We start from the raw sequence: 22,652 nt of genomic DNA, 5'->3' as shown, positions 1-22,652 counted from the left end.
AGCATCCATTCCCGCGCCATCACGCCAGTTCCTGGCGCCTGTTGGCCAGCCATTCCATGCCGTCTTTTAGGTCATTTTGCAATACAACTAGAGCTTTTGCCGCTTCCGCATCCTCGCCGCCACGGCCCAGTTCCTCCAGCAGCCCGGCGCTGCGATAGAGCCGGGCCAGCCCCAAGCTGCCGGCGGAGCTTTTCAGGCTATGGGCGCCAAGTCCGATGGCGTTCCAGTCGCCGGCGGGGGCCTGGGCGGCGAAATCCCGTTCAAGCTGCTCAGCCGCTTCGAAGAAGGCATCTATCAGTTCCACCACGATTTCTGGTCCGAGATCGGTCTTGAGCTGCTCCAGCACGGCATCGTCGAAGGGGGCGGCATCGGCATCAAGACGTTCGACCAGCGAAAGCGGCTCGGCTGGCGGCAGGGGGGGCGCGTCGCCGCCCAGCCCCAGCACCCGGCGCATGGCGTCATCCAGCGCAGCCGGATTGATTGGCTTGGCGACATAATCGTTCATGCCGGCATCGAGGCAGGAGCGGATGCCGTCAGGCGACAGGGAGGCCGTGGCCGCGATGATCGGTACCTCGGCGCGAGGACCGCCGGCGGCGCGGATCGCGCGGGTGGCGGCACGGCCATCTTGCTCGGGCATATGCACGTCCATCAGGATCAGCCGGTAATCCGCCGCCAGCGCCATCGTCACGGCTTCGCGGCCGTTCACGGCAAAATCCACTTGATGCCCGCCCTCGGCCAGCATGCCGCCGATCACCTTGCGATTCACGGGATTGTCCTCAGCCACCAGAATCCGCAAGGCCGGCATCGCCGGACGGCTGGCGGCGAGTTCCTCGCTGGTCTTGGGTGCAACACCGGCATCCAGATCGATTTCGAACCAAAAGGTGCTGCCCTTGCCAAGCTGGCTCTCGACGCCAATCTGGCCGCCCATGGCCTCCACCAGCTTGCGGCTGATGGCGAGGCCCAGGCCAGTGCCGCCAAAGCGGCGGGTAATGGATGAGTCGGCCTGGGCGAAGCTGCCAAACAGCTTGCCAATATTTTCCGGCGCGATGCCGATGCCGGTGTCACGCACTCCGAAACGCAGGCGGTCGCCGCCGTTTGCCGCATCGCCGAGCCGCGTGGCGGTGACCCAGACGCGACCTTGCTCGGTGAACTTGATGGCATTGCCGATCAGATTCAGCAGCACCTGGCGCAGCCGCCCCGGATCGCCCTTGTGATAGCGCGCCACATCCATCGGGAAATCGAAACCGATCTCCAGGTCCTTTTCCTCGGCCCGGCTGCGCATCAGCTTCACCGCGCCGCGCAGCACGGCTGCCAGGTCGAAGTCGATATGCTCAAGATCGACGCGGCCCGCCTCCAGCTTGGAGAAATCCAGGATGTCGTTGAGAATCGCCAGCAAGGCCTCGCCCGATTGCAGCACCGTGCTGGCGAGATCGGTCTGCTCGCGGTCGAGATCGGTGCGCAGCAGCAGCCGGGTCAGGCCCAGCACGCCGTTCATCGGCGTGCGGATTTCGTGGCTCATCATGGCGAGGAATTCAGATTTGGCGCGGGTGGCGGCCTCTGCCTTCTCGCGAGCTTCCTCCACTTCGATCATCGCCGTGCGGAACACGCCGAGCGAGCGCGCCATGCGGCCGACCTCGTCGCGCCGCTGCAGATGCGGCGGCTGGATGTCGCGCTCGCCGCCAGCGAGGCGGAACATCATCTGGGTCATGGTATTCAGCGGCACCACGATGTCGCGGATCAGCAGAAAGGCGACGCCGAAGATCACCAGCACCAGGCCGGCGATCACCAGCAGCGTGCGCTGTTTGGCGCGCTCGACGGCGGCTTCCGCATCCATGCGGAACACGAAGCCATCGGCGGCAGCGATCTGGGTGAGGATTTCCAGCTTTTCCAGAATGGCGTTGGCGCTGGCCTCGCGGCGCAGCACGGCCGCTTCCAGTTCACCATGGTTGGCACGCATCTGCAGTGCGACCTTGGCCGCCGCCAGCCATTCGCCATTCAGTGTCCGGATATCGGCTGCGATATCGCGGATGCTGGGCGAGATGCCGCGCTCTTCGGCCACCTGCAGGTCGCCGAGAAAATCACCGTTACGGGCCTCAACGATTTCAATCTGCTCCCGGATGCGTTGGGCGTCTTTGGAGTCGAATTCCCGATTGGCCAGTTCCAGCACCGCGAAGCTGGTCTGGGCCGAACGGGCGAAATTGATGCTCTGCAGCGGCTGGTCATACATCCGCACCACCAGGTCGCCGACACCCCACAGGGCCAGCAGGGCAGCGACGCCAAGGCCGGCGGCGGCCAGCACCGCCACCGCGAAGGCGGCGGCCAGTTTGCCCCGGATGGTCATGCCAATCCGGGCCCCTGGGATACTGCTGTAAAATTGGGCAGATTCGGCAAAGTGGTACCCGAGCCAGCGGAATTTGCAAGGAATTTACTAGGCTTCTGATGGGTTTGCACGCTACTCAAAAAGGGGAAATGGCTTCGCAATTTCCCGTGACGCTGCTATATCGGTAGCGCCTCGACAGGGAGGCAACATCCTGCCAGGCCGCAAAGGCCGGCAAATCGAGGCCGCGACCCTTGAGCGCGGCTCCGGGTAATGTTATTGCGCGCCCGCCGACGGGGAATTGTGGCCCGCACCGGCAGGCTTTAGGGAAGGGGACTCCCGTGACGATATTGCTTGCTTTGAGCCGGCTGATCGATGCGCTGAACGAGCGCGTTGGCCGCCTGGTCTACTGGCTGGTGCTGGCCGCCGTGGTCATAAGCGCCGGTAATGCCAGCGTGCGTTACCTGTTTCACACCAGCTCGAATGGCTGGCTGGAAGTGCAGTGGTACCTGTTCTCCGGCGTGTTCCTGCTGGCCTCCGGCTACACCCTGCTGCGCAACGAGCATATCCGCATCGATGTCGTCGTCAGCCGCTTCTCCGAGCGCACCCTGACCTGGATCGACATTTTCGGCACGGTGCTGTTCCTGCTGCCGATGTCGCTGGTGATCATGTATCTGGCCTGGCCGATGTTCATTGAATCCTGGGTTCGCAACGAGATGTCATCCGATGCCGGCGGCCTGATCCGCTGGCCGGTGAAGCTGCTGGTGCCGGTCGGCTTCGCGCTGCTGTCGCTGCAAGGCATTTCCGAATTGATCAAGCGTGTCGCCTTCCTGATGGGGCTGATCCCCAATCCCGCGCCGAAGAAGGTGGATTCCGAGCTCGAGCTGATCCAGGAGATCCAGCAAGAGCATCAAGCCGCCAAGCAGTCCTGAGCGCGAAGGATTTCTTATCATGGTTGAATTTCTGACCCATAACCTGGCGCCGGTGATGTTCGTGGCGCTGGTGTTCTTCCTGCTGATGGGCTACCCGGTCGCCTTCGCTCTGGCCGCCAATGGTTTCCTGTTCGGCTTCATCGGCATCGAACTCGGCCTGCTGACGCCGGCCTTGTTCCAGGCGCTGCCGGAACGTGTGTTCGGCATCATGCGCAACGACACGCTGCTGGCGATCCCATTCTTCACCTTCATGGGCTTGATCCTGGAACGCTCTGGCATGGCGGAGGACTTGCTCGATACCATTGGGCAGCTTTTCGGCCCACTGCGCGGCGGCCTGGCCTATGCGGTGATCTTCGTCGGCGCATTGCTGGCGGCCACCACCGGCGTCGTGGCGGCGTCGGTTATCTCCATGGGCCTGATCTCGCTGCCGATCATGCTGCGCTACGGCTATGACCGACGGCTCGCCTCTGGCGTTATCGCGGCATCCGGCACGCTGGCGCAGATCATTCCGCCCAGCCTGGTGCTGATTGTGATGGCCGACCAGCTCGGCCGTTCGGTTGGCGACATGTATGCCGGCGCGATGGTTCCCGGCCTGGTGCTGGCGTCGATGTATGCCGGCTATGTCTTCCTGGTCACCATGATCAAGCCTGCAGCCGCGCCGGCTTTGCCGCCGGAAGCCCGCCCGCTGCGCGGCGCCAAGCTGGCCTATCGCGTGCTGGTGTCGCTGGTGCCGCCGCTGGTGCTGATCTTCCTGGTGCTCGGCACCATCTTCATCGGCGTGGCAACACCGACCGAAGGCGGCGCCATGGGTGCGGCCGGCGCCATCATCCTGGCGCTGATCAAGCGCAAGATGACCTGGTCGCTGACCCGCCAGGCGATGGATTCGACGACGAAGCTGTCGGCCTTCGTGATCTTCATCCTGATCGGCTCGACGGTGTTCGGCCTCACTTTCCGCGCGGTGGATGGCGACCTCTGGGTCGAGCATCTGCTCACCGGCCTGCCGGGAGGCGAGATCGGCTTCCTGATCGTCGTCAACATCATGGTGTTCCTGCTCGCCTTCTTCCTCGATTTCTTCGAGCTGGCCTTCATCGTGGTGCCGCTGCTCGGGCCTGTCGCCGAAAAGCTGGGCATCGACCTGATCTGGTTTGGCGTGCTGCTCGGCGTCAACATGCAGACCTCGTTCATGCACCCGCCGTTCGGCTTTGCGCTGTTCTACTTGCGCAGCGTGGCACCGGCTGCCGACTATATCGACAAGATCACCGGCAAGCTGATCCCGAAGGTCACCACCGGCCAGATCTACTGGGGCGCCGTGCCGTTTGTGTGCATCCAGATCATCATGGTGGCGCTGGTCATCATCTTCCCGCAGATGGTCTATGTCGGCCTCGACCGCGGTGTGAAGGTCGATCCGTCCAAGGTCGAGATTGTGATCCCAAGTTCGGATCCGGCCGACGAAGAGGGCGAGGCAGCGGAAGAAGCCACCGATCCGAACCAGGCGTTTGGCGGCCAGCCGCAAGAGCAGCAGCCTAGCGAGACCGAGGACGAGGAGTCCGAGGAAGAAGAAAAGGCGGACTGATCCGGTTTTTCCAGATCATCGCGAACAAGAAAACGGCCGGTCCTTGTGGACCGGCCGTTCCTGTTTTTGGGCTATGAAGCGCGACCGATCAGGTCTTCTTCTTCGCCGCCTTCTTGTTGCTGGCCGAGATCATCAGGTTGTCGAAGGTGTTCTCGGCGACGCGCCACCACTGCACCTGCTCGTCACGGAACTTCACCCAGCTATCGAAGACCTTCTTGAACTTCGGATTCTTGGCGCTGGTTTCGGCGTAGAGCTCGTTGGCCGCCTCATAGCAGGCTTCCATCACCGGGCGCGGGAAGGGCCGCAGCAGCGTGCCGCCGCCAACCAGCTTCTTCAGTGCGCCAGGATTGAGCGAGTCATACTTCGCCACCATGCCGACATTGGCCTCGGCGCCAGCAGCTTCCAGCACCGCCTTGTACTCGGCCGGCAAGGCATTCCAGGAGTTGATATTGACCATCAGCGAAAGCTGCGGCCCGCCTTCCCACCAGCCCGGATAGTAATAGTACTTCGCCACCTTGTTGAAGCCGAGCTTTTCATCGTCGTACGGGCCGACCCACTCCGCCGCGTCGATGGTGCCTTTCTCGAGCGCCGGGTAGATGTCGCCGCCTGCGATCTGCTGCGGCACCACGCCGAGCTTGGTCAGCACCTGGCCGGCAAAGCCACCGATGCGGAACTTGAGGCCCTTGAGGTCTTCGACGGTCTTGATTTCCTTGCGGAACCAGCCGCCCATCTGGGTGCCGGTATTGCCGGCCGGAATGGCGTGGCAGTTATAATCCTTGAAGAACTCGTTCATCAGCTGGCGACCGCCGCCATAGTACATCCAGGCATTCTGCTGGCGGCCATTTAGGCCGAACGGAATGGCGGTGTCGAAGGCGAAAGTCGGATCCTTGCCGACATAGTAGTAGTTGGCGGTATGGCCGCATTCGACGGTGCCGTTCTGCACGGCATCGAGTACCTGCAGGCCGGGCACGATTTCGCCGGCAGCGAAAGCGCGGATCTGGAATTTGCCGCCGGTGGCTTCCGCCACGCGCTTCGACACCACTTCCGCGCCGCCATAGATGGTATCGAGGCTCTTCGGGAAGCTGGAGGCGAGACGCCACCGCACTTCCGGCTGGCTCTGCGCCAGCGCTGGTGCCGGGAATGAAGCGGCAGTACCCACCACGCCGGCACCTGCCAACGCAGCTCCCTTGAGGAACTTGCGACGTTGCATTGATTGTTTCTCCCTAGTTAAGACCGTTGTGCAGTCCGTTTTGTGAGCCGGGCTCTCCGGCCCACTCTACGCGTCCACCCGGCACCCCCAATTTTTCTTTGGCCGGATGAAAACGATGCACGCAGCTTATGCATGGGTGCGCGTGTGCGGCAATCATAATTCGCATAAACAAACCGAAACGAAACGGGCCCTGATCTTGCGATCAGGGCCCGTAAAATCTGCCGTTTGCAATTATCTGCACACGGCGGAAAGTAACGCCGTTACTGCTTCTTCGCCGCCGGCTTGCGGGTCGAAACGCGGGTCATGATGTTGTCGAAGGTGCCTTCGGCAACACGGAACCACTGCAGCTGCTCATCGCGATACTTCTTCCACGGCTCGTAGACCTTCTTGAACTTGTCGTTCTTGGCCGCGATTTCCGCGTAGACTTCGTTGGCAGCGTCGAAGCAGGCTTCCATTACAGCGTTCGGGAACGGACGCAGCAGGGTGCCCGAACCGACCAGGCGGCGCAGCGCCACCGGGTTCTGCGCATCATACTTGGCCAGCATCCACAGGGTGGCTTCCGAGCAGGCGGTTTCGATCGCGGCCTGATACGGCTTCGGCAGGCCATCCCACTGCGGCTTGTTGATCTGCAGCGAGACCTGCGGGCCACCTTCCCACCAACCCGGGTAGTAGTAGTACTTGGCCACCTTGTTGAAGCCGAGCTTCTCATCGTCGTAGGGGCCGACCCACTCGGCCGCGTCGATGGTGCCCTTTTCAAGGGCGGGGTAGATGTCGCCGCCGGCAATCTGCTGCGGCACCACGCCCAGCTTGGTGAGGATCTGGCCGGCGATGCCCGCGATGCGGAACTTCAGGCCCTTGAGGTCCTCGACGGTCTTGATTTCCTTGCGGAACCAGCCGCCCATCTGGGTGCCGGTATTGCCGGCCGGGAACTGCACGATGTTGTAGCCGGCATAGAACTCGCGCATCAGCTCGAGGCCGCCGCCGAGGCGCATCCACGAATTCTGCTGGCGCACGTTCAGGCCGAACGGCATGCAGGCGTCGAAGGCAAAGGTCGGGTCCTTGCCGACATAGTAGTAGCTGACGGTGTGGCCAGCTTCGACAGTGCCGTTCTGCACGGCATCGAGCACCTGCAGGCCGGGCACGATTTCGCCCGCGGCGAACACGCGCATCTGGAACTTGTTGTCGGTCAGTTCAGCCACGCGCTTGGCAACGACTTCGGCGCCGCCATAGATGGTGTCGAGGCTCTTCGGGAAGCTCGACGCGATACGCCACTTGATTTCGGGCAGGGCCTGCGCGATGGCCGGAGCCGGGAAGCTCGCGGCAACCCCGAGGCTGCCGGCGCCGGCGAAAGCCGCGCCCTTGAGGAATTTACGACGTTCCATTGAAGGTTCTCCCTAGGATGACAAGTCGCTCCGCAGCCGGCCTTTTAGGGGGAGGACCGGCAAGCGTGCGTGCAGGGGGATCTGTGTGATCCTCCTTAGGCAGATATTTTAAAGAAGCACGGTTCCCCGCGCAATGCCGCGCGCTTGCGAAAACCTGCACAAAAACAAGGCTTAAGCGGGGTTTTGCAGGATTTGCCAGCCGTCTGGAGTCAGGGCTTCCAACGGGCGGAAACGGCTCTTGTAAGCCATTTTCGGGCTCTCGGCGATCCAGTAGCCGAGATACACATAAGGCAGGCCCTGTTCGCGCGCCTGCTCGATATGCCACAGGATGATCAGGCTGCCAGGGCTGAGGCGGTCGAAATCCGGATCGAAGAAGCTGTAGACCAGAGAGATGCCGTCCTGCATCGCATCGGTGAGGCAGACGCCGAGCAGGCGGCCATCGGCGAAGCGGAATTCGGTCAGCGCCGTGCGCACCGGGCTATCCTCGACCATGGCGCGGTAGTCGGCGAATTCCATGTCGGCCATGCCGCCGCCTTCATGCCGTGCCGTGACATAGCGGCGGAACACCATGAAATGCTCTCTAGTGGCATAGGCCGGCAGGCGACGGGTGGTGATCCCGGCGGTCGAACCATTGCCGAAAGCACGGCGCCACAGGCGGTTCTGGCCATCGGTGCGGCTGAAGGTCTCCACCGGTACCCGCACCGGCACACAGGCATTGCACTGTTCGCAGGCCGGGCGGTAGGCGAGGTCCTGGCTGCGGCGGAAGCCGGCCTGGCTCAACGCATTATGCAGGCCATCCGGATCATCGCCGGCCAGCAGCGTCACCACCTTGCGCTCCAGCTTGCCTGTCAGATAGGGGCAGGGCGTGGGCGGTGTGGCGAAGAAATGCCGCAGGGGGATTTGCAGACGGTGCTTCATGCGATGGGTTTTAGGGTTTCATGCGCTCAGTTTACAGGTTCCCGGCTTTGAGTCGCCAATATGTTAGCGGAAATAAGCCGGTATGACACAGGGGAATCTGGTGACTGGGGAATCTGGTAAATTCCCGTCCGGTCAGCTTCCGGCGCGCACCACCACCGTGCCGCAAAGGATGTCGTGCAGGCAGCGGCTGCGGTTATGGAACAGCGGCACCACCAGGATCAGGCCGGCAGTGAAAGCGACAGAGGCATAGAACACGACCGTGTGCAGCAGTGCCTGCAGGTAGCCCGGACGGCCACCATGCCAGACGCGCACTTCGATGCCGCAAAGCCGCATGCCGGGCGTGGCCGAGCGCGGCCCGCCGATGCTGAGCGTATGGTAGACGGTTGGCCAAACCGCCAGCAGCAGGCTCATCGGCAGCAGGTAGAGGAACAGGCCGAAGGTGGCGATGCCGAGCAGGACGGCGACGAAGATGAACAGCCAGCCGACCAGCAGGATCAACGTCAGGTCGATCAGATAGGCGAAGGCACGGCGGAGCAGCACGCCTTCGAAAGCCTCCGGCCCGAATTCAAATGCCACCACGGGAATGAAGCGCGGGGCAGGCGGGGCGCCTTGCGGATCACTCATCGGGGCTGGCTCATCAGCGCGCCGGCTGGATGCGGATGCCGCCGTTGGAGGCACCGCCGAGGCCTGGTGGTGGCGGTGGCGGCGGCGGCGGAGCAACGCTGCGCGACAGCGGCACCGAGGTGGCCGGACGCGGGCCGTTCGTATTGCCCGGCTGGGCATCGGCGGCGTTGGTCTTCTTGACGTCGCTTAAGACCAGGATGGCAATACGGCGGTTGCGCGGATCAAGCGGGTTGTCCTTGATCAGCGGGTCCTGGTCGGCATTGCCGGTCACCTGACGGATGCGCTCGGCCGGTACACCGGCATCGATCAGCGCGCGGCGGCTGGCATTGGCGCGGTCGGTGGAAAGTTCCCAGTTGGAATAATTGCCCTGGCCACGGAAGGGCTGGGCATCGGTGTTGCCGCTGATCGCCAGCTTGTTCGGCAGTTTCGACACCGCCTGCGCCACCTGTTGCATCAGGCGGCGGGTCTTGTCGTTCATCGCGGCGCTGCCAGACGGGAACATGGAGGATTGTTCCTGGTCGACAAGCTGGATGCGGAAACCTTCCGGTGTGGTGTCGAACACGATCTGCTTGGCCAGGTCCGCCAGTTGCGGGTTGTCGGCGATAGCCTGACGGATGGCATCCTCGGCCTGCTGGAAATTCTCGCGTTCCACTTCCGCCATGCGCTCGGCGGCGGCCTGGGCGTCGATCTGGCCCTGACGCTCGTAAAGGCCAGGGCCCTGGCTGCCATCGGTGCGGTCTGGGCTGAGGTCGCCGCGCTGGCCGGGCGAGGGCGGCGGCTGGCGCACATCCTGGTATTTCTGATCGTATTGCGGCTGATCGGGCTGGTCGGTCTTTTCCGAGGACGGGCCGACGATCACGGTGGGCAGGCCGAAGGAACTGATCTTGCCGCCATCCTCGATGATGGTGCGTCCACCCATGACGCCGCCGGCACCGGAGAAGCTGCGGCTGACGGAAGCGGGCGAGAAATAGTCGGCAACGCCCTTCTTCTGCTCGTCGGTGGTGACGTTGAGCAGCCACAGCAGCAGGAAGAACGCCATCATCGCGGTCACGAAATCGGCATAGGCGACCTTCCAGGCGCCGCCATGGGCTGCATGGCCGCCTTTCTTGATCTTCTTGACGATAATCGGGCGTTCGCCTTCGGCGGCAGCCATGACAGCACCCTCCGGCGGTTAGACCGCTTGCACCTTGCTGGTGGCTTCTTCCACTTCGTAGAAGCTTGGCCGCACATTCGACATCAGCGACTTGCGCGCGAATTCCACAGAGACTGCCGGGGCGTAGCCCTGCAGATGCGCCAGCAGGCCGGCCTTGAGGCAGAGCAGGTATTTGCTGTCATGCTCCTGCGTCGCCTTCAGCGCCGCCGCGATCGGCGACACGATGCCGTAGGAGAGCAGAATGCCGAGGAAGGTACCGACGAGCGCGCCGCCGATCAGCTTGCCCAGCACTTCCGGCGGCTCGGAAATCGAGCCCATGGTCTTGATAACGCCAAGCACGGCGGCGACGATGCCGAGCGCCGGGAAGCTTTCGCCGAAGGCCGACACGCCGCCTTGGGCGAGGTGGTCTTCCTGATGATGGATTTCCAGTTCCATGTCCATCAGCGATTCCATCTCATGCGGGTTCTCGCTGCCCAGGGTCATCAGGCGCAGATAGTCGCAGAGGAAGTCCATCGCATGATGATCAGCGGTGAACTTGGGGAACTGGCTGAACAGCTTGCTCTCTTCCGGCTTCTCGATATGCGCTTCCAGCGCCAGCATGCCCTTGCTCTTGGCCAGCTTGAACACCGAGTAGAGCAGGGAGAGCAGTTCGAGGTAATCATCCTTGGTGAAGCGCGGTCCCTTGAAGGCCTGCTTGAAGCCGCCGAGCGCCGCTTTCAGCACCGGCTTCGGATTGCCGACGATGAAGGCGCCAACGGCGGCGCCGCCGATGATCACCAGCTCGAACGGCTGATACAGCACCGCCAGCTTGCCGCCCATGGCCACGTAGCCGCCGAGCACGCAAGCCATGCCGACGACGGTGCCGATAACGATCAGCATGGTTCAACTCCTTGTCCCGCCGGGACCCGGACAAGAATCAGGGTCAACCCGGAGCCGGGATTCGTTCACCCCTTTTTATCGTAGAGGGATGGTAAATAGAATATTGAATTCTTGGTGAATCACTGGCTTTTTGCCGCATCGGGGGTGGCGGCGGGGCGCAGCAGCAGGGTGCCGATGGCGCCGGCCTCAATATCGGCCGGCCGCAGCGTCATCGGCACATACATCACGGTCGCCCAGCTTTGCGCGAAAGACCGGTAAAATGGCGACAATGGGTGGCCGGATTGCCCGGTCGAGTGGATGAACAGCGAGCGGTTTAGATCGGCCAGGTCGTATATCGCCCGCAGCGAGGCGGCGTGGACATTGGCGAAGGGTTCGGCCTCGTCGTTCAGCGCATTGCGGCCGACATTCACCGTAAAGGCATCGCCTGGCGTCGGCACGCTGACTTCGGCGAGGCGGCGCAGGGGCGTGTTCGACAGCGGCCGGTGGCTGGATTTGGCGAAATGTGCCTCGCCCCAGCGCCAGCGCGCCGGGTCCTGGCCATAGCGCTGCTTCAGGTTGGTCAAGGCCACGTCCAGCGCCTCGGCCACCAGGCGCGGGCAATCAGTCGGCAGGCCGGCCTCGCGATTGGCGCACCAATAGGCCTGGCCATCGGTATTGGACAGAATGTTGCGCATCAGCGCCGGGCGGTGCCGCCACAGGCGCTGAAAGTCGTCGCCGAGTTCGTCGGCCAGCACCAGGCGTGTCAACTCGCGATACCAGGCCTGGAATACCAGGGGCTCGATATGATTGGCGCCCATGCCACCATTCCAGCCACTGAGCAGGGCATGCATGGCGGCAAGGTCGCTGTTCTGTGGCTGTGACTTGAGCGGCGCGCTCAGCATGTAGGGCAGGATTTCCGCCGCCATCAGCGACACGGTATCGCCCTGGATCTGCTTGAAGCTTTCCACCGAATGTACCTTGCGCTCGCGCAGCAATTGCTCGATGCGCCGCGCGCGGTAGGGATCGGCCCATTCGCTGGTGATGAAATAGGGGTAGCTGTCGGGCACGATCTTGTGGTTCGCGGTCACCACCTGGCCCGAAGCCGGATTGTAGCTGCGCGGCAATTGCTCGAACGGGATGAAGCCATCCCAGTCATAGCGCGCATCCCAGCCCGGCGCCGGCGCCATGCCCTTGAGGTCGTTGTCCGGCTTGCGCACCGGCACCTTGCCGGGGGCGAAGAAGCCGATATTGCCAGCGGTGTCGGCGTAAACGATGTTCTGCTGCGGCCCGGTGAAGTCGCGGAAATTCTCGATGAAGCTGTTCCAGTCCGACACGTTGTCGAGGCCGGTGAGGCTGTCGGCGGAGCGGTCGTCGTCGCGCAACGTGGTCCAGGCGAAGCTCAGAACATAGCCGCTATCCAGCAGCTTCTGCGCTTGCGGGTTCACATCCGAGATCACCGGCCCATGGCGGGTTTCGCGCACGCTGAGCACCACATCGGCCTCGCCCTTCACCTTGATGGTTTCGCTGCGCGTGATGAATGGTTTCGGCCCGTCCGGCGCGATGTAGCGCGACGGATCGGCAGGATCGACCTGCTCGATAAAGAGATCCTGGGTATCGGGGCCGGTATTGGTGAAGCCCCAGGAAATCTTGCCGTTATGGCCAAGGATGACGCCGGGAATGCCCGGCAGCGTGGCGCCGATCACGTCGCCGCTGGGGCTGGAAAGATGCGCGAAATACCAGATTGCCGGCGTGGTGAGGCCGAGATGCGGGTCGTTGGCGAGCAGCGGCGCACCGGTTACCGTATGCTTGCCGCTGAGCACCCAGTTGTTCGATCCAATGCCATCGGGCCGCGCCTCCGGCAGCCGTGCCATCAGTTCTTCCACATTCAGCGCCTTCGCTACCTGGCGGTAAAGCTGCGTGTAGTCGGCCAGCGAAACCGGCGCGTCGCCGGGATACGGCGGGAAGAATTCCTCGATCTGCCTCTTATCGAGCCGCCGGCTCAAGGCCAGCCGTGCCATCTCGGTGCCCCAGTTGCCGCTCAGATCCCAGGCCATCATCTTCAACCAGCCGAGCGAGTCCGCTGGTGTCCACGGCTCCGGCTTGATGCCGAGCAGCAGGAATTCCGGCGGCAGCATGCCCTCATGCTGTTCGAGGAAGGCATTCACGCCGGCAGCATAGGCATCGAGCGCACTGCGCGTTGCCGGCTTGAGGAAATCATAGGCGCGTGTTGCAGAGCGGCGCACGCCGAGGGTGCGGAGGAATTTATCGGTATCGAGCGCGCGTGGGCCAAAGGCTTCCGCCAAGCGGCCGGCGGCAACGCGGCGATTCACTTCCATCTGCCACAGGCGATCCTGGGCATGGGCGAAGCCAAGCGCGAACAGCGCTTCGTTGCGGCTGGCGGCCTGGATATGCGGGATGGCATTGCGGTCGCGCAGGATGCGCGCCTCCTGTGTCAGCGCCGGGCTGGACAGGGCGATGCTGCCGGCGGTCTGCGGCAGCGAGGCGCGGGCGATGAAATACGCCGCTATGCCGGCGGTGCCAGCAAGCAACAGGAGCAGGACGAGCAGGCGGAAAACCCAGCGCATGACCGAACCGGACGCTTCCTCAGGTAATGATTACCAATGTAGGCACGGGTAAGGTTCCCCAGGATTGCATGGGAATCCGCACCTACGCCCTTTAAGGAAGCACAAAAAACCCGCCGGCGCGAGCCGTGGGCCTCAAAAGGTGTAAAATGCCATGAACTTGCTGAAAGCCGGGCTTTTTAAGCGACCGCGACCTGACGTGAACTGAAGCCGCTCGTCAGGCCGCTAAGGGCAGCACCGAAGGCGGCAATCGCCGGATTGGCCGGGGCAGGTGAACCGGCGCCGGTGCCAACCGGCTTTTCGCCCGGCAGCGGCTGTTCGGCGCGCTTGTCCTGGTTCGACCCGATGATGCGGGCTTCGCCGGTCGGCTCGTTCGCCGGTTTGCCGAAGCTGGGCAGCGGCGCGTCATTCGAGCGGTCGCCCTTGCCAGCACGCGGCAGATCGAAATTATCCGGCAGGTTCTGGGCGTATTCCTTCACCACGCGGGGCGAGGGATACTGCTGCTGGACTTCGCCGGTTTCGGAGTCACGGAATTCAAGGATTGCGAGGCGTGTCGAGGTATCAAGCCGAATGAACGGACTGATATAGTAGGCGCCCTGGCGGGTGCCACTTTCCTCTGGAGCGCTGATCACAGTACTCCGTTGCGAGAACTCGGATGAGTTGACGCTGGCAAAACTCGCAGATTCTACGCGGGCCTCGCGTGCTACCGCGCCGCTACTGCCCGCGCCGGCAACTTGGCCGATGCTATTGAGCGGCATAATGGGTTTCTCCCATTGGATACGGTTTCCTAGCGTTAAATATAAAAAACATAATAGGAGAATGCAAGCGGGAATTAAGCGCCTTGTAGTTGGGTGGGTGCAGGGGGGGCCGCGACGAGACGATTGCGGCCCAGGCGGAGCTGTGCCAAAGTCCGCCTCCAGCGATAATACCTAATATAAACACGTATTTAGGGGGAACAATGGCAAAGACGGCATTTATCGGCTTAGGCGTCATGGGCTACCCGATGGCGGGCCATCTGGTGAAGGCCGGGCATGATGTGACGGTATGGAACCGCTCTGCCGCCAAGGCTGAAAAGTGGGCTGCCCAGCATGGCGGCAAGCGCGCCGCCAGTCCGCGCGAGGCGGCCCAGGGCGCCGAGTTCGTCATGGCCTGCGTCGGCAACGACGACGATCTCCGCTCGGTCGTCTATGGCGATGACGGCATCCTGGCCGGCCTTGGCAAGGGTGCTGTGTTTGTCGACCACACCACCGCTTCCGCCGATGTCGCCCGCGAGATCTATGCAAAGGCCAGTGCCGCCGGCCTCGGCTTCATCGATGCCCCGGTCTCCGGCGGCCAGGCCGGCGCCGAGAATGGCCAGCTCACCATCATGTGCGGCGGCGACGCGCCGGTGTATGAGCGGGTCAAGCCGGTGATCCAGGCTTATGCCAAGATGCAGAACCTGATGGGGGCGGCCGGTTCGGGCCAGCTCACCAAGATGATGAACCAGATCTGCATCGCCGGCCTGGTGCAGGGCCTCTCGGAAGCCCTGGCCTTCGGCCGCGCTTCCGGCCTCGATCTGATGAAGGCGGTGGAAGTGATCTCGAAGGGCGCTGCCGGTTCCTGGCAGATGGACAACCGCCACAAGACCATGATCGAAGGCAAGTTCGATTATGGCTTTGCGGTCGACTGGATGCGCAAGGACCTCGGCATCTGCCTGGCGGAAGCACGCCGCAACGGCTCAAGCCTGCCAGTCGCCGCCCTGGTCGATCAGTTCTATGCCGAAGTGCAGCAGATGGGCGGCAATCGCTGGGATACCTCGAGCCTGATTGCGCGCCTCGAAGCCACCAAGACCAAAAAGTAGTTTTTTTATTGCCCACGCAGGCGGCGTGAGCCGCCTGCGTGGCGCTGAACCTTGATTTCGGCAGCCACCTGCTGGTTCAACGCACGAGCCTGCAATGTGATTTTTTGCAGTGCGGTATCCAGCACCTGCAATTCATCATCATCCAATACCGCGACAAGCTGGGCATTCAATGCCGCCACATCGGGAAAGAGGCGGGCATACAGAGCTTGTCCAGCCGGCGTGATTGATACGACAGCCCGCCGCGGATCCTTGGCATCGGCGGTGCGGCTGACCAGGTTCTTGCCGGCCAGATTGCCGATCGCTCTCGATGTTCGGGCGCGATCAAGTTGCGATGCCTCGGCGAGTGCCGATGGCGAAAGCGGGCCAGTTTCCGCAAGCCAGGCCAACAGGCGCCATTCCCGCCGGGTAATGCCGTGCAGCCCTTCCAGCATCCGCACAACAGGAGCGCCACTCAGGGCAAACAGGGCTTGCAGCCTGAAGTTCAGCAACTGCGCCATGCGCTGCGGCGCGCGAAGGGATGAGCGTGATGGAGCAGGCATGGCCATAGTTGATTAGATCAATTCAGGCAGTTGAGTTTACGCTGGAGCATAATTCTAAAACAGGGGGGATGATCTCATGCGCCGGCATATTCTGCTGCAAGCTTTTCTGATCACCATGCTTGGCCTGCTGACCGGCCAGCCTGTTCTGGCGCAAAGCGGCGTCATCAAGATCATTGTCGGCTATCCGCCGGGGGCGACCTCCGATGCGCTAGCGCGCGTGCTCGCCGATGCGATGGCGAAGCGGCTGGACCAGGCTGTGATTGTCGAAAACAAGGCCGGCGCCGGCGGCATGATCGGCAATCAGGCGGTAAAGGCCGCGATCCCGGATGGAACCACGCTGCTGATGACCCCGGTGGCGACAATGTCGATCTTTCCGCATAGCTATGCCGACCGCATCGGCTATGACCCGTTCAAGGATTTCGCGCCGGTGGCGCATCTGAGTAATTTCCAGGTCGGCCTTGGCGTCGGCAATCAGGTGCCGGCCAGGACACTCAAGGAATATGTCGCCTGGGTCAAAGCCGACCCGGAGAAGAACGGTTTCTACGGCTCGGCGGCGGCTGGCAGCCTGCCGCATTTCTTCGGTGTCATGTTCGCCAAGAGCGCCGGCATCACCCTGCAGCATGTGCCGTATCGCGGCACGGCTCCCTCCATGCAGGCTTTGGCAGCCGGTGAAATCGCCGCTCTTTCCACTGTGGCCGCCGACATCCAGTCGCTGGTCGACGCTAACAAGGCCAGGCTGCTGGCGGTGGCGGGGGAAAGCCGCAGCCCGAAATTTCCCAATGTGCCAACCTTCCGCGAACAGGGTTATGACCTGGTGGCGACGCCCTGGTATGGGCTGTTCACCACGGCGGGCGCACCGCCATCCACCATCCAGCGGCTGTCCAAAGCCATCATCGAGGTGATTCAGGATGCCGACATGCAAAAACGCTTGCTGGCCATGGGGGTCGAGCCGACCGGTTACGGGCCGGAAAAGCTCGCCGCCATCATGAAAGAGGATTACGACCGCTGGGGGCCGCCAATCCGCGAGTCTGGGTTCAAACCCGAATAACGGCAACCAGCCCATCATGTCGCAACGCCCCAACATGATCTTTATCGTGGCGGATGATCTCGGCTTTGCCGATCTCGGCTGCTATGGCGGCCGAGATGCCGCATTCGGTGCCGTTTCGCCGGTAATCGATCAACTGGCCGCCAATGGCCTGCGCCTCACCGATGGCTATGCCAATTCGCCGGTCTGCTCACCGACGCGCTTTGCCCTAATGACCGCCCGGTATCAATACCGATTGCGTGGTGCGGCAGAGGAGCCAATCAACAGCCGGAGCAAGGGCAGCACCACGCTGGGGCTGCCGCCCGAGCATCCGACCTTGCCGTCGTTGCTCAAGGCTGCCGGCTATCGCACCGCGCTGATCGGCAAGTGGCATCTTGGCTACCCGCCGCATTTCAGCCCGATCCGTTCCGGTTATGATGAGTTCTTCGGCCCGATGTCCGGGGGCGTGGACTATTTCACCCATTGCGGCGTCAATGGCAGTCACGACCTATTCAGTGGCGAGGCGGAAAAGGCTGAGACAGGATATCTCACCGATCTCTTGTCCCACCGTGCCGTGGAATATGTTCGGCGCTCAGCCGTGGCGGCGGCGCATGGTCAGCCGTTTTTTCTCAGCCTGCATTACACCGCACCGCATTGGCCTTGGGAAACGCGGGACGACGCTGAGCTTGCCGATGCGGTGAAAGCCAACCTGTTTCATCTCGATGGCGGCAATATCCACACCTATCACCGCATGATCAACCATATGGATGAGGGTATCGGCTGGGTTGTGCAGGCGCTGCGGGAAACCGGACAGCTCGACAACACGCTGATCGTTTTCACCAGTGACAATGGCGGCGAGCGGTTCAGCGACAATTGGCCGCTGGTCGGCGGCAAGATGGATCTGACCGAGGGCGGTATCCGCGTGCCGTGGATCGCCTGCTGGCCCGCTGTGATACCAGCCGGCAGCGTCAGCCAGCAGCATTGCATGACGATGGACTGGTCAGCCACCCTGGTGGAACTCGGCGGCGCCGAGGCTGCATCGGGATTTCCTTTCGATGGCATATCGCTGAGCCGATTGCTGCGCGACCCGATATCCCATTTCGAGCGGCCGATGTTCTGGCGCATGAAGCACCGCGAGCAACGGGCGATGCGCCGCGGGGCGTGGAAATACCTGCGGGTCGATGGTGTTGACTATCTTTTTAATATCGAGCGCGATGCGCGTGAACGCGCCAATCTCTCAAAACGCGAACCCGAGCGCCTGGCTGCCATGCGCCAGGCCTGGGAGGCGTGGGACGCAACAATGCCGTCGATCCCGCAGGACGCTACCGTCAGCCTCGGCTATTCCCATCTGGATATGCCGCAGCGTTGAGGCGTTCAACGATGGTGTACTGGTTTAGGCCTGCTTGAGCGCCCTGGCGATGTCGCGGGCGAAGTAGGTCAGCACGCCGTCGCAGCCGGCGCGCTTGAAGCCGAGCAGGCTTTCATGGGCGACGCGGGCGCGGTCGAGCCAGCCGCGTTCGGCAGCGCCGGCCAGCATGGCGTATTCGCCCGACACCTGATAGGCGAAGGTGGGCAGGCCGAAAGCCTGCTTCACGCGCCAGCAGATATCGAGATAGGGCATGCCGGGCTTCACCATCACCATGTCGGCGCCCTCGGCGATATCCAGCGCCACTTCGCGCAAGGCCTCGTCGCCGTTGCCGGGATTCATCTGGTAGGTGCGCTTGTCGCCACGGCCGAGATTGGCCGCCGAGCCGACCGCATCGCGGAATGGGCCGTAGAAGGCGGAGGCATACTTGGCGGCATAGGCCATGATCTGCACGGACTGGAAGCCTTCCTTGTCCAGCGCGGCACGGATGGCGCCGACGCGGCCATCCATCATGTCCGAAGGGGCGATGATGTCGCAGCCGGCGCGGGCCTGCACCAGGGCCTGCTGCACCAGCATCTCCAGCGTCGGGTCGTTGACGATCTCATCGTCCACGATCAGGCCGTCATGGCCGTGGCTGGTATAGGGGTCCAGCGCCACGTCGCAGAGCACGCCGAGATTCTTGGTTGCCGCCTTGATGGCGCGCACGGCGCTGCATACCAGATTGTTCGGATTGAGCGCTTCGCGGCCATCCTCGGTCTTGAGCTTCGGATCGGTGGCCGGGAACAGGGCGATGCAGGGAATGCCAAGCGCTTCGGCTTCGCGGGCGGCCTCGGCGACAGCCGCGACGGTGAGGCGTTCGACGCCCGGCATCGAGGGGATTGGCGCATTGCCCGGACCTTCATGGACGAAAATCGGCCAGATCAGGTCGTCGATGCCGAGGCGGTTTTCGGCCACCAGGCGGCGGGTCCAGTCGCTGCGGCGGAGGCGGCGCGGACGGCTGACGGGGAAGGCGGGAAAGCTGGGCGGCAGGCGGTCGGTGCTCATTCAGACGGCTTTATCATACCGTTCCTGAAAAGCAATCCATACCCAGGGCGAGGTGCCGAAGAAACGGCCCAGCCGCATCGCGGTGCCCAGCTTGATCGGGCGCTTGCCGCTGATCACGGCGCGGAACAGGCGCGGCTTGATGCGCGTTTCGACGCGGAAGCGTTCAGGGCTGTAGCCGCGGCTGGCGATGGCCTGCAGCAGCAGCTTATTCGGCGGCGGGGTGATCGGATACAGCGGCAACATGCGGGACGCTCCGGCTGGTCAATGCCGGAATCTTCGCGCCATCCTGGTTAACAGGCGATAAAAGCCCCGCAGGCAAAAGATTCCCCGCAAGCAAAAGATTTATTGGCTGGCGGCATTGAGGCGTTCGAGCAATTCGCGGTCCTCGCGCAGTGGCAGGGTGAACCAGAAGTTGGAGCCCCGGCCCGGCGTGCTGACCACGCCGATCTCGCCACCCATGATCTGCACCAGATTGCGGCAGATGGTGAGGCCGAGGCCGGTGCCGCCATAGCGGCGGGTGATCGAGGCATCGGCCTGGGTGAAGGGCTGGAACAGTTGTTCCTGCACTGCCGGTTCGATGCCGATACCGGTATCCAGCACCTCGCAGCGCAGCAGCACGGCTTCCGGGTCGGCTGGCTTCGGCCGGGTGGCGGTGACATTCACCGTGATGTGGCCCTGCTCGGTGAACTTGATGGCATTGCCGACCAGGTTGGTGACGATCTGGCGCAGCCGCAGCGGATCGCCGATCAGATGTTCCGGCGCATCGGCGGCGATGGCCAGATCAAGCCGGTTGCCGGCGGCCTCGGCGCGTGGGCGGTGCAGGGCAATCAGGTTTTCCAGCGCCGGGCGCAGGTCGAAATCGGTATCCTCAATCTTCAGCTTGCCGGCTTCCAGCTTGGAAACATCGAGGATATCGTCGATCAGCGACAGCAATTCGCGCGCTGACTGCTCGGCCACCTCGGCATAGCGCTGCAGGTGATTCTGCAGTCCGGCGTCGCGCAGCAGGGTGAGCATGCCCAGCACGCCGTTCATCGGCGTGCGGATTTCGTGACTCATCATGGCGAGGAAGCTTGATTTGGCGCGGTTGGCGGCTTCCGCCGCGTCGCGGGCCACTTCCAGGTCGCGGGCAACTTGCGCCAGCCGCTCGGCCTGGGCCTCCAGAATGCGCTGCTGCTGCTCCATCTCCATCATCTGGCGGCGCACATCCTCGATATCTTCCATCGAGCCGACCATGCGCACCGGCCTGCCTTGCTCATCGCGTAGCGCAATGCCGCGGGTCTGCGTCCAGACATAGAGGCCGTCATCGCGGCGCAGCCGGAAATCGGCCTCGAAAGGCGTGCCGTATCTGAGCTGCTTCTCCATCCGGCGGCGGATCATGTCCTGATCCTCCGGATGCACGCGGTCGAAGAAATCCGGGCTGGAGAAGCGCCGCCAGCTCGGCATCTGGCTACCGCTGCCGGCCTCGCCCAAGAAGCCGGCGATCACCAGGGTTTCGTTGCGCTGGATATCCCAGTCCCAGATGCCGATGCGCGAGGCGCGCATCGCCGCTTCGAACCGGTCGTTGATTTCCTGCAGCCGGGCGCGGGCATCGGCCATGTCGCGGCGGCGCAGCACGGCGCCATAAGCCAGCGCCACCAGGCCCGCGATCATTGCGGTGGCAAGCAGGCAGAAGAGCAGCGTGAGCCCGGCCACCGGCAACGCCTGAGCCGGTTCGGTGCCGCCCGTCTGCGCCAGCAGCAGCCGCCAGTCGTCGCCAAGAAAGGGCAGGTCATAGGCATGGATGGCGCCATCCGGCAGGTCGCCGCGGCGGAATTGCTGCACACCTTTGTGATCGATGCGCAGCGCGTAGCCGAAGCTGGCGGCGATGCTGGCGATATTGTCGAAATAGCGCACCAGATTGATGCCGCCGACCAGCAGCAAGGCGCTGCCATCGGCGTGGAGCTGCGGCACCATGATCAGCAGCGCTGGGTCAACGCCACGATAGCGACCGCCGACAAGATAGGTGGCCTTGCCAGCGGCCAGGCTGCCGGCGCGCAATGCCGCCGTCCAGTTCGCCAGCACGGCTTCGTCAATACTGAGGGCGCCGGCATTGCGCGTCGGTTCGGCCCAGAGCCGGACCAGAGAAGCGTCGCCACCTTGCGGGCCGAGCCGCCAGAGCTGCAGGTCGCTCATTGTGGCATCGGCCTGCAGCAGCAGGCCGGTCGTGGCGTTCAGCGGGCGGTCGTTGCTGACCGCCTGGGCGCCCTCGCGCTCCATCATGCGTTCCAGCGTGCCGAGCCGGATATCCAGGCGGCGGCCGGATTCCTGCGCGAACCAGCGGGCATGCTGCGCCATATCGCGTTCCAGCAGGCGTTCCTCGGCTTCCGCCGTGGCTTGCCAGAGCGTGAAAGACACGGCAGTGCCGAAAATCAGGATGGCGGCAACGGCGGCCAGCAGAGGCGGCGGGGCGGGCAGGCGGCCGAGTGCGCTGAAACGTCCAGCCAGCCCCAGGCCGATCAGCAGCAGCACCGGCACGGCGGCGATCAGTGCCTGGGTATGACGGGCCCAGGCGCGGGTTTGCGGCAGCAGGTCGAAAGCGCCGATCAACAGCATCAGCCCCCAGGCGATCAGCATGGTTGCGGCGGTCCAGATCAGCAGAGAAGGCGGCAGCAGGCGGGAGGCGTGGCGGGCGGGCCGCGCCGGAATGGCCAGGCCGAGGGCTGCGAACAGGAAGCCGAAGGCCGCCACCGGTCCCAAATGGCCGATATGCTGCAGCAGTCCATTGCCGGCTGCCGCGATTTCGGCGCTGCGGTCCATGTTGCCGCGCAGGATGGCATCGCCCAGGCTTGAGACCGCTAGCAACAGCAGCAATGCGGCAGCCACCCGCCCGAGCAGCACGCGGCGCGCGCCGGCGAGCAGGCCGATGGCGGCAATAGCCGCCCCGGCGATCAGTTCGAAATGGACCGGCGGCGGGCCGGGCAGCCAATCGATGGCGTCGACCTGGCCAGTGGTTGCACCAAACAACAGGGCGCCAGACAGGGCCAGCAGGCAGCCGCCGGCGAGGCGGGCGGCTCCATCGCCCCATGGCAAGGCTGTGGTCATGTCCTGGGTCTCGGGCATGCCTGGGTTCTATCTCGTATGACGCTCGCACACCAGCCGGCATGCTACCGCATGGTGTGGCGTCCAAGTGGAGTAAAAGAGGGGGGTATTTGAATTCTTTGCGGCCGCCGACGGGTTGCCGCCAACAGCCGCTAGGGCTATTCCTGTACTGGTTAAGGGTTGGGATTATACCCCAGCTATTGTGCAAAAAA

General features: G+C 63.4%; 18 protein-coding genes. 5 read left to right on the top strand and 13 right to left on the bottom strand.

From position 1 onward, the window contains the following. Positions 1–19 precede the first annotated feature (19 nt). Entirely contained in the window at positions 20–2,341 is a 2,322-nt protein-coding gene (locus tag V6B08_RS19340; RefSeq protein WP_341983999.1) for an ATP-binding protein, read from the bottom strand. Between the two features lie 317 nt (positions 2,342–2,658). Between V6B08_RS19340 and V6B08_RS19335 the strand changes: the two genes are divergently transcribed. Together V6B08_RS19335 and V6B08_RS19330 are read left to right on the top strand one after the other, a co-directional pair. After that, a complete protein-coding gene (locus V6B08_RS19335; protein ID WP_341983997.1) occupies positions 2,659–3,249 on the top strand; it encodes a TRAP transporter small permease subunit in 591 nt (196 codons plus the stop codon). A 19-nt stretch (positions 3,250–3,268) separates the two neighbouring features. Beyond that, positions 3,269–4,822 carry a TRAP transporter large permease gene (locus tag V6B08_RS19330; RefSeq protein ID WP_341983995.1) on the top strand — a complete coding sequence of 518 codons (1,554 nt, stop codon included), beginning with the start codon at positions 3,269–3,271 and terminating at the stop codon, positions 4,820–4,822. 88 nt (positions 4,823–4,910) lie between these two features. Here V6B08_RS19330 and V6B08_RS19325 read toward each other — a convergent pair whose 3' ends face one another. From V6B08_RS19325 to V6B08_RS19290, 8 genes are all read right to left on the bottom strand, one after another. Continuing rightward, positions 4,911–6,032, bottom strand: coding sequence for a TRAP transporter substrate-binding protein (locus V6B08_RS19325; protein WP_341983993.1), 1,122 nt, complete (start codon positions 6,030–6,032; stop codon positions 4,911–4,913). A gap of 260 nt (positions 6,033–6,292) precedes the next feature. Further along, positions 6,293–7,414 carry a TRAP transporter substrate-binding protein gene (locus V6B08_RS19320; RefSeq protein ID WP_341983991.1) on the bottom strand — a complete coding sequence of 374 codons (1,122 nt, stop codon included), beginning with the start codon at positions 7,412–7,414 and terminating at the stop codon, positions 6,293–6,295. A gap of 171 nt (positions 7,415–7,585) precedes the next feature. Next, entirely contained in the window at positions 7,586–8,332 is a 747-nt protein-coding gene (locus V6B08_RS19315) for an arginyltransferase (RefSeq protein ID WP_341983989.1), read from the bottom strand. A 132-nt stretch (positions 8,333–8,464) separates the two neighbouring features. Continuing rightward, entirely contained in the window at positions 8,465–8,956 is a 492-nt protein-coding gene (locus V6B08_RS19310) for an RDD family protein (RefSeq protein WP_341983987.1), read from the bottom strand. A gap of 13 nt (positions 8,957–8,969) precedes the next feature. Then, the gene (locus V6B08_RS19305; protein WP_341983985.1) at positions 8,970–10,109 is read right to left on the bottom strand and encodes a flagellar motor protein MotB; all 1,140 of its coding nucleotides are present in this window, start codon (positions 10,107–10,109) and stop codon (positions 8,970–8,972) included. A gap of 18 nt (positions 10,110–10,127) precedes the next feature. Next, complete coding sequence (motA, locus tag V6B08_RS19300) at positions 10,128–10,988, bottom strand: flagellar motor stator protein MotA (protein WP_341983983.1); 861 nt, start codon at positions 10,986–10,988, stop codon at positions 10,128–10,130. A 119-nt stretch (positions 10,989–11,107) separates the two neighbouring features. Beyond that, positions 11,108–13,552, bottom strand: coding sequence for a penicillin acylase family protein (locus V6B08_RS19295; RefSeq protein WP_341983981.1), 2,445 nt, complete (start codon positions 13,550–13,552; stop codon positions 11,108–11,110). A 176-nt stretch (positions 13,553–13,728) separates the two neighbouring features. Then, positions 13,729–14,181, bottom strand: a complete 453-nt coding sequence (locus V6B08_RS19290; protein WP_341983979.1) for a hypothetical protein — start codon at positions 14,179–14,181, stop codon at positions 13,729–13,731. Between the two features lie 326 nt (positions 14,182–14,507). Here V6B08_RS19290 and V6B08_RS19285 point away from each other — a divergent pair, with 326 nt between their 5' ends. After that, positions 14,508–15,389 (top strand): NAD(P)-dependent oxidoreductase, encoded by an 882-nt coding sequence (locus V6B08_RS19285; RefSeq protein WP_341983977.1) that lies wholly within the window; start codon positions 14,508–14,510, stop codon positions 15,387–15,389. Between the two features lie 5 nt (positions 15,390–15,394). On the opposite strand, the gene V6B08_RS19280 is transcribed toward V6B08_RS19285, so the two are convergent. After that, a complete protein-coding gene (locus V6B08_RS19280; RefSeq protein ID WP_341983975.1) occupies positions 15,395–15,886 on the bottom strand; it encodes a MarR family winged helix-turn-helix transcriptional regulator in 492 nt (163 codons plus the stop codon). A gap of 118 nt (positions 15,887–16,004) precedes the next feature. On the opposite strand from V6B08_RS19280, the gene V6B08_RS19275 reads away from it, so the two are divergent. Both V6B08_RS19275 and V6B08_RS19270 read left to right on the top strand, forming a co-directional pair. After that, positions 16,005–16,976 (top strand): Bug family tripartite tricarboxylate transporter substrate binding protein, encoded by a 972-nt coding sequence (locus V6B08_RS19275; protein WP_341983973.1) that lies wholly within the window; start codon positions 16,005–16,007, stop codon positions 16,974–16,976. Between the two features lie 16 nt (positions 16,977–16,992). Then, entirely contained in the window at positions 16,993–18,321 is a 1,329-nt protein-coding gene (locus V6B08_RS19270) for a sulfatase family protein (RefSeq protein WP_341983971.1), read from the top strand. A 24-nt stretch (positions 18,322–18,345) separates the two neighbouring features. Here V6B08_RS19270 and hemB read toward each other — a convergent pair whose 3' ends face one another. The 3 genes from hemB to V6B08_RS19255 form a co-directional block, all read right to left on the bottom strand. Next, a complete protein-coding gene (hemB, locus tag V6B08_RS19265) occupies positions 18,346–19,362 on the bottom strand; it encodes a porphobilinogen synthase (RefSeq protein ID WP_341983969.1) in 1,017 nt (338 codons plus the stop codon). Next, the gene (locus tag V6B08_RS19260) at positions 19,363–19,605 is read right to left on the bottom strand and encodes a helix-turn-helix transcriptional regulator (RefSeq protein ID WP_341983967.1); all 243 of its coding nucleotides are present in this window, start codon (positions 19,603–19,605) and stop codon (positions 19,363–19,365) included. It lies immediately after the preceding gene. A 99-nt stretch (positions 19,606–19,704) separates the two neighbouring features. Continuing rightward, complete coding sequence (locus tag V6B08_RS19255; protein ID WP_341983965.1) at positions 19,705–22,461, bottom strand: PAS domain-containing hybrid sensor histidine kinase/response regulator; 2,757 nt, start codon at positions 22,459–22,461, stop codon at positions 19,705–19,707. Between the last annotated feature and the right edge of the window lie 191 nt (positions 22,462–22,652).

It is taken from the genome of Ferrovibrio sp. MS7, from assembly GCF_038404985.1.
GTDB classification, from domain to species: domain Bacteria; phylum Pseudomonadota; class Alphaproteobacteria; order Ferrovibrionales; family Ferrovibrionaceae; genus Ferrovibrio; species Ferrovibrio plantarum.
Note: the sequence above shows the minus strand (reverse complement) of the source record. Positions and strands in the feature narration are given on the sequence as shown.

What these genes read in the sequence shown, in the direction of transcription:
- V6B08_RS19340 (WP_341983999.1), bottom strand. Translation starts at nt 2,341, where the DNA reads ATGACCATCCGGGGCAAACTGGCCGCCGCCTTCGCGGTGGCGGTGCTG.
- V6B08_RS19330 (WP_341983995.1), top strand. Translation starts at nt 3,269, where the DNA reads ATGGTTGAATTTCTGACCCATAACCTGGCGCCGGTGATGTTCGTGGCG.
- V6B08_RS19325 (WP_341983993.1), bottom strand. Translation starts at nt 6,032, where the DNA reads ATGCAACGTCGCAAGTTCCTCAAGGGAGCTGCGTTGGCAGGTGCCGGC.
- V6B08_RS19320 (WP_341983991.1), bottom strand. Translation starts at nt 7,414, where the DNA reads ATGGAACGTCGTAAATTCCTCAAGGGCGCGGCTTTCGCCGGCGCCGGC.
- V6B08_RS19315 (WP_341983989.1), bottom strand. Translation starts at nt 8,332, where the DNA reads ATGAAGCACCGTCTGCAAATCCCCCTGCGGCATTTCTTCGCCACACCG.
- V6B08_RS19310 (WP_341983987.1), bottom strand. Translation starts at nt 8,956, where the DNA reads ATGAGTGATCCGCAAGGCGCCCCGCCTGCCCCGCGCTTCATTCCCGTG.
- V6B08_RS19305 (WP_341983985.1), bottom strand. Translation starts at nt 10,109, where the DNA reads ATGGCTGCCGCCGAAGGCGAACGCCCGATTATCGTCAAGAAGATCAAG.
- motA (WP_341983983.1), bottom strand. Translation starts at nt 10,988, where the DNA reads ATGCTGATCGTTATCGGCACCGTCGTCGGCATGGCTTGCGTGCTCGGC.
- V6B08_RS19295 (WP_341983981.1), bottom strand. Translation starts at nt 13,552, where the DNA reads ATGCGCTGGGTTTTCCGCCTGCTCGTCCTGCTCCTGTTGCTTGCTGGC.
- V6B08_RS19285 (WP_341983977.1), top strand. Translation starts at nt 14,508, where the DNA reads ATGGCAAAGACGGCATTTATCGGCTTAGGCGTCATGGGCTACCCGATG.
- V6B08_RS19280 (WP_341983975.1), bottom strand. Translation starts at nt 15,886, where the DNA reads ATGGCGCAGTTGCTGAACTTCAGGCTGCAAGCCCTGTTTGCCCTGAGT.
- V6B08_RS19275 (WP_341983973.1), top strand. Translation starts at nt 16,005, where the DNA reads ATGCGCCGGCATATTCTGCTGCAAGCTTTTCTGATCACCATGCTTGGC.
- V6B08_RS19270 (WP_341983971.1), top strand. Translation starts at nt 16,993, where the DNA reads ATGTCGCAACGCCCCAACATGATCTTTATCGTGGCGGATGATCTCGGC.
- hemB (WP_341983969.1), bottom strand. Translation starts at nt 19,362, where the DNA reads ATGAGCACCGACCGCCTGCCGCCCAGCTTTCCCGCCTTCCCCGTCAGC.
- V6B08_RS19260 (WP_341983967.1), bottom strand. Translation starts at nt 19,605, where the DNA reads ATGTTGCCGCTGTATCCGATCACCCCGCCGCCGAATAAGCTGCTGCTG.
- V6B08_RS19255 (WP_341983965.1), bottom strand. Translation starts at nt 22,461, where the DNA reads ATGCCCGAGACCCAGGACATGACCACAGCCTTGCCATGGGGCGATGGA.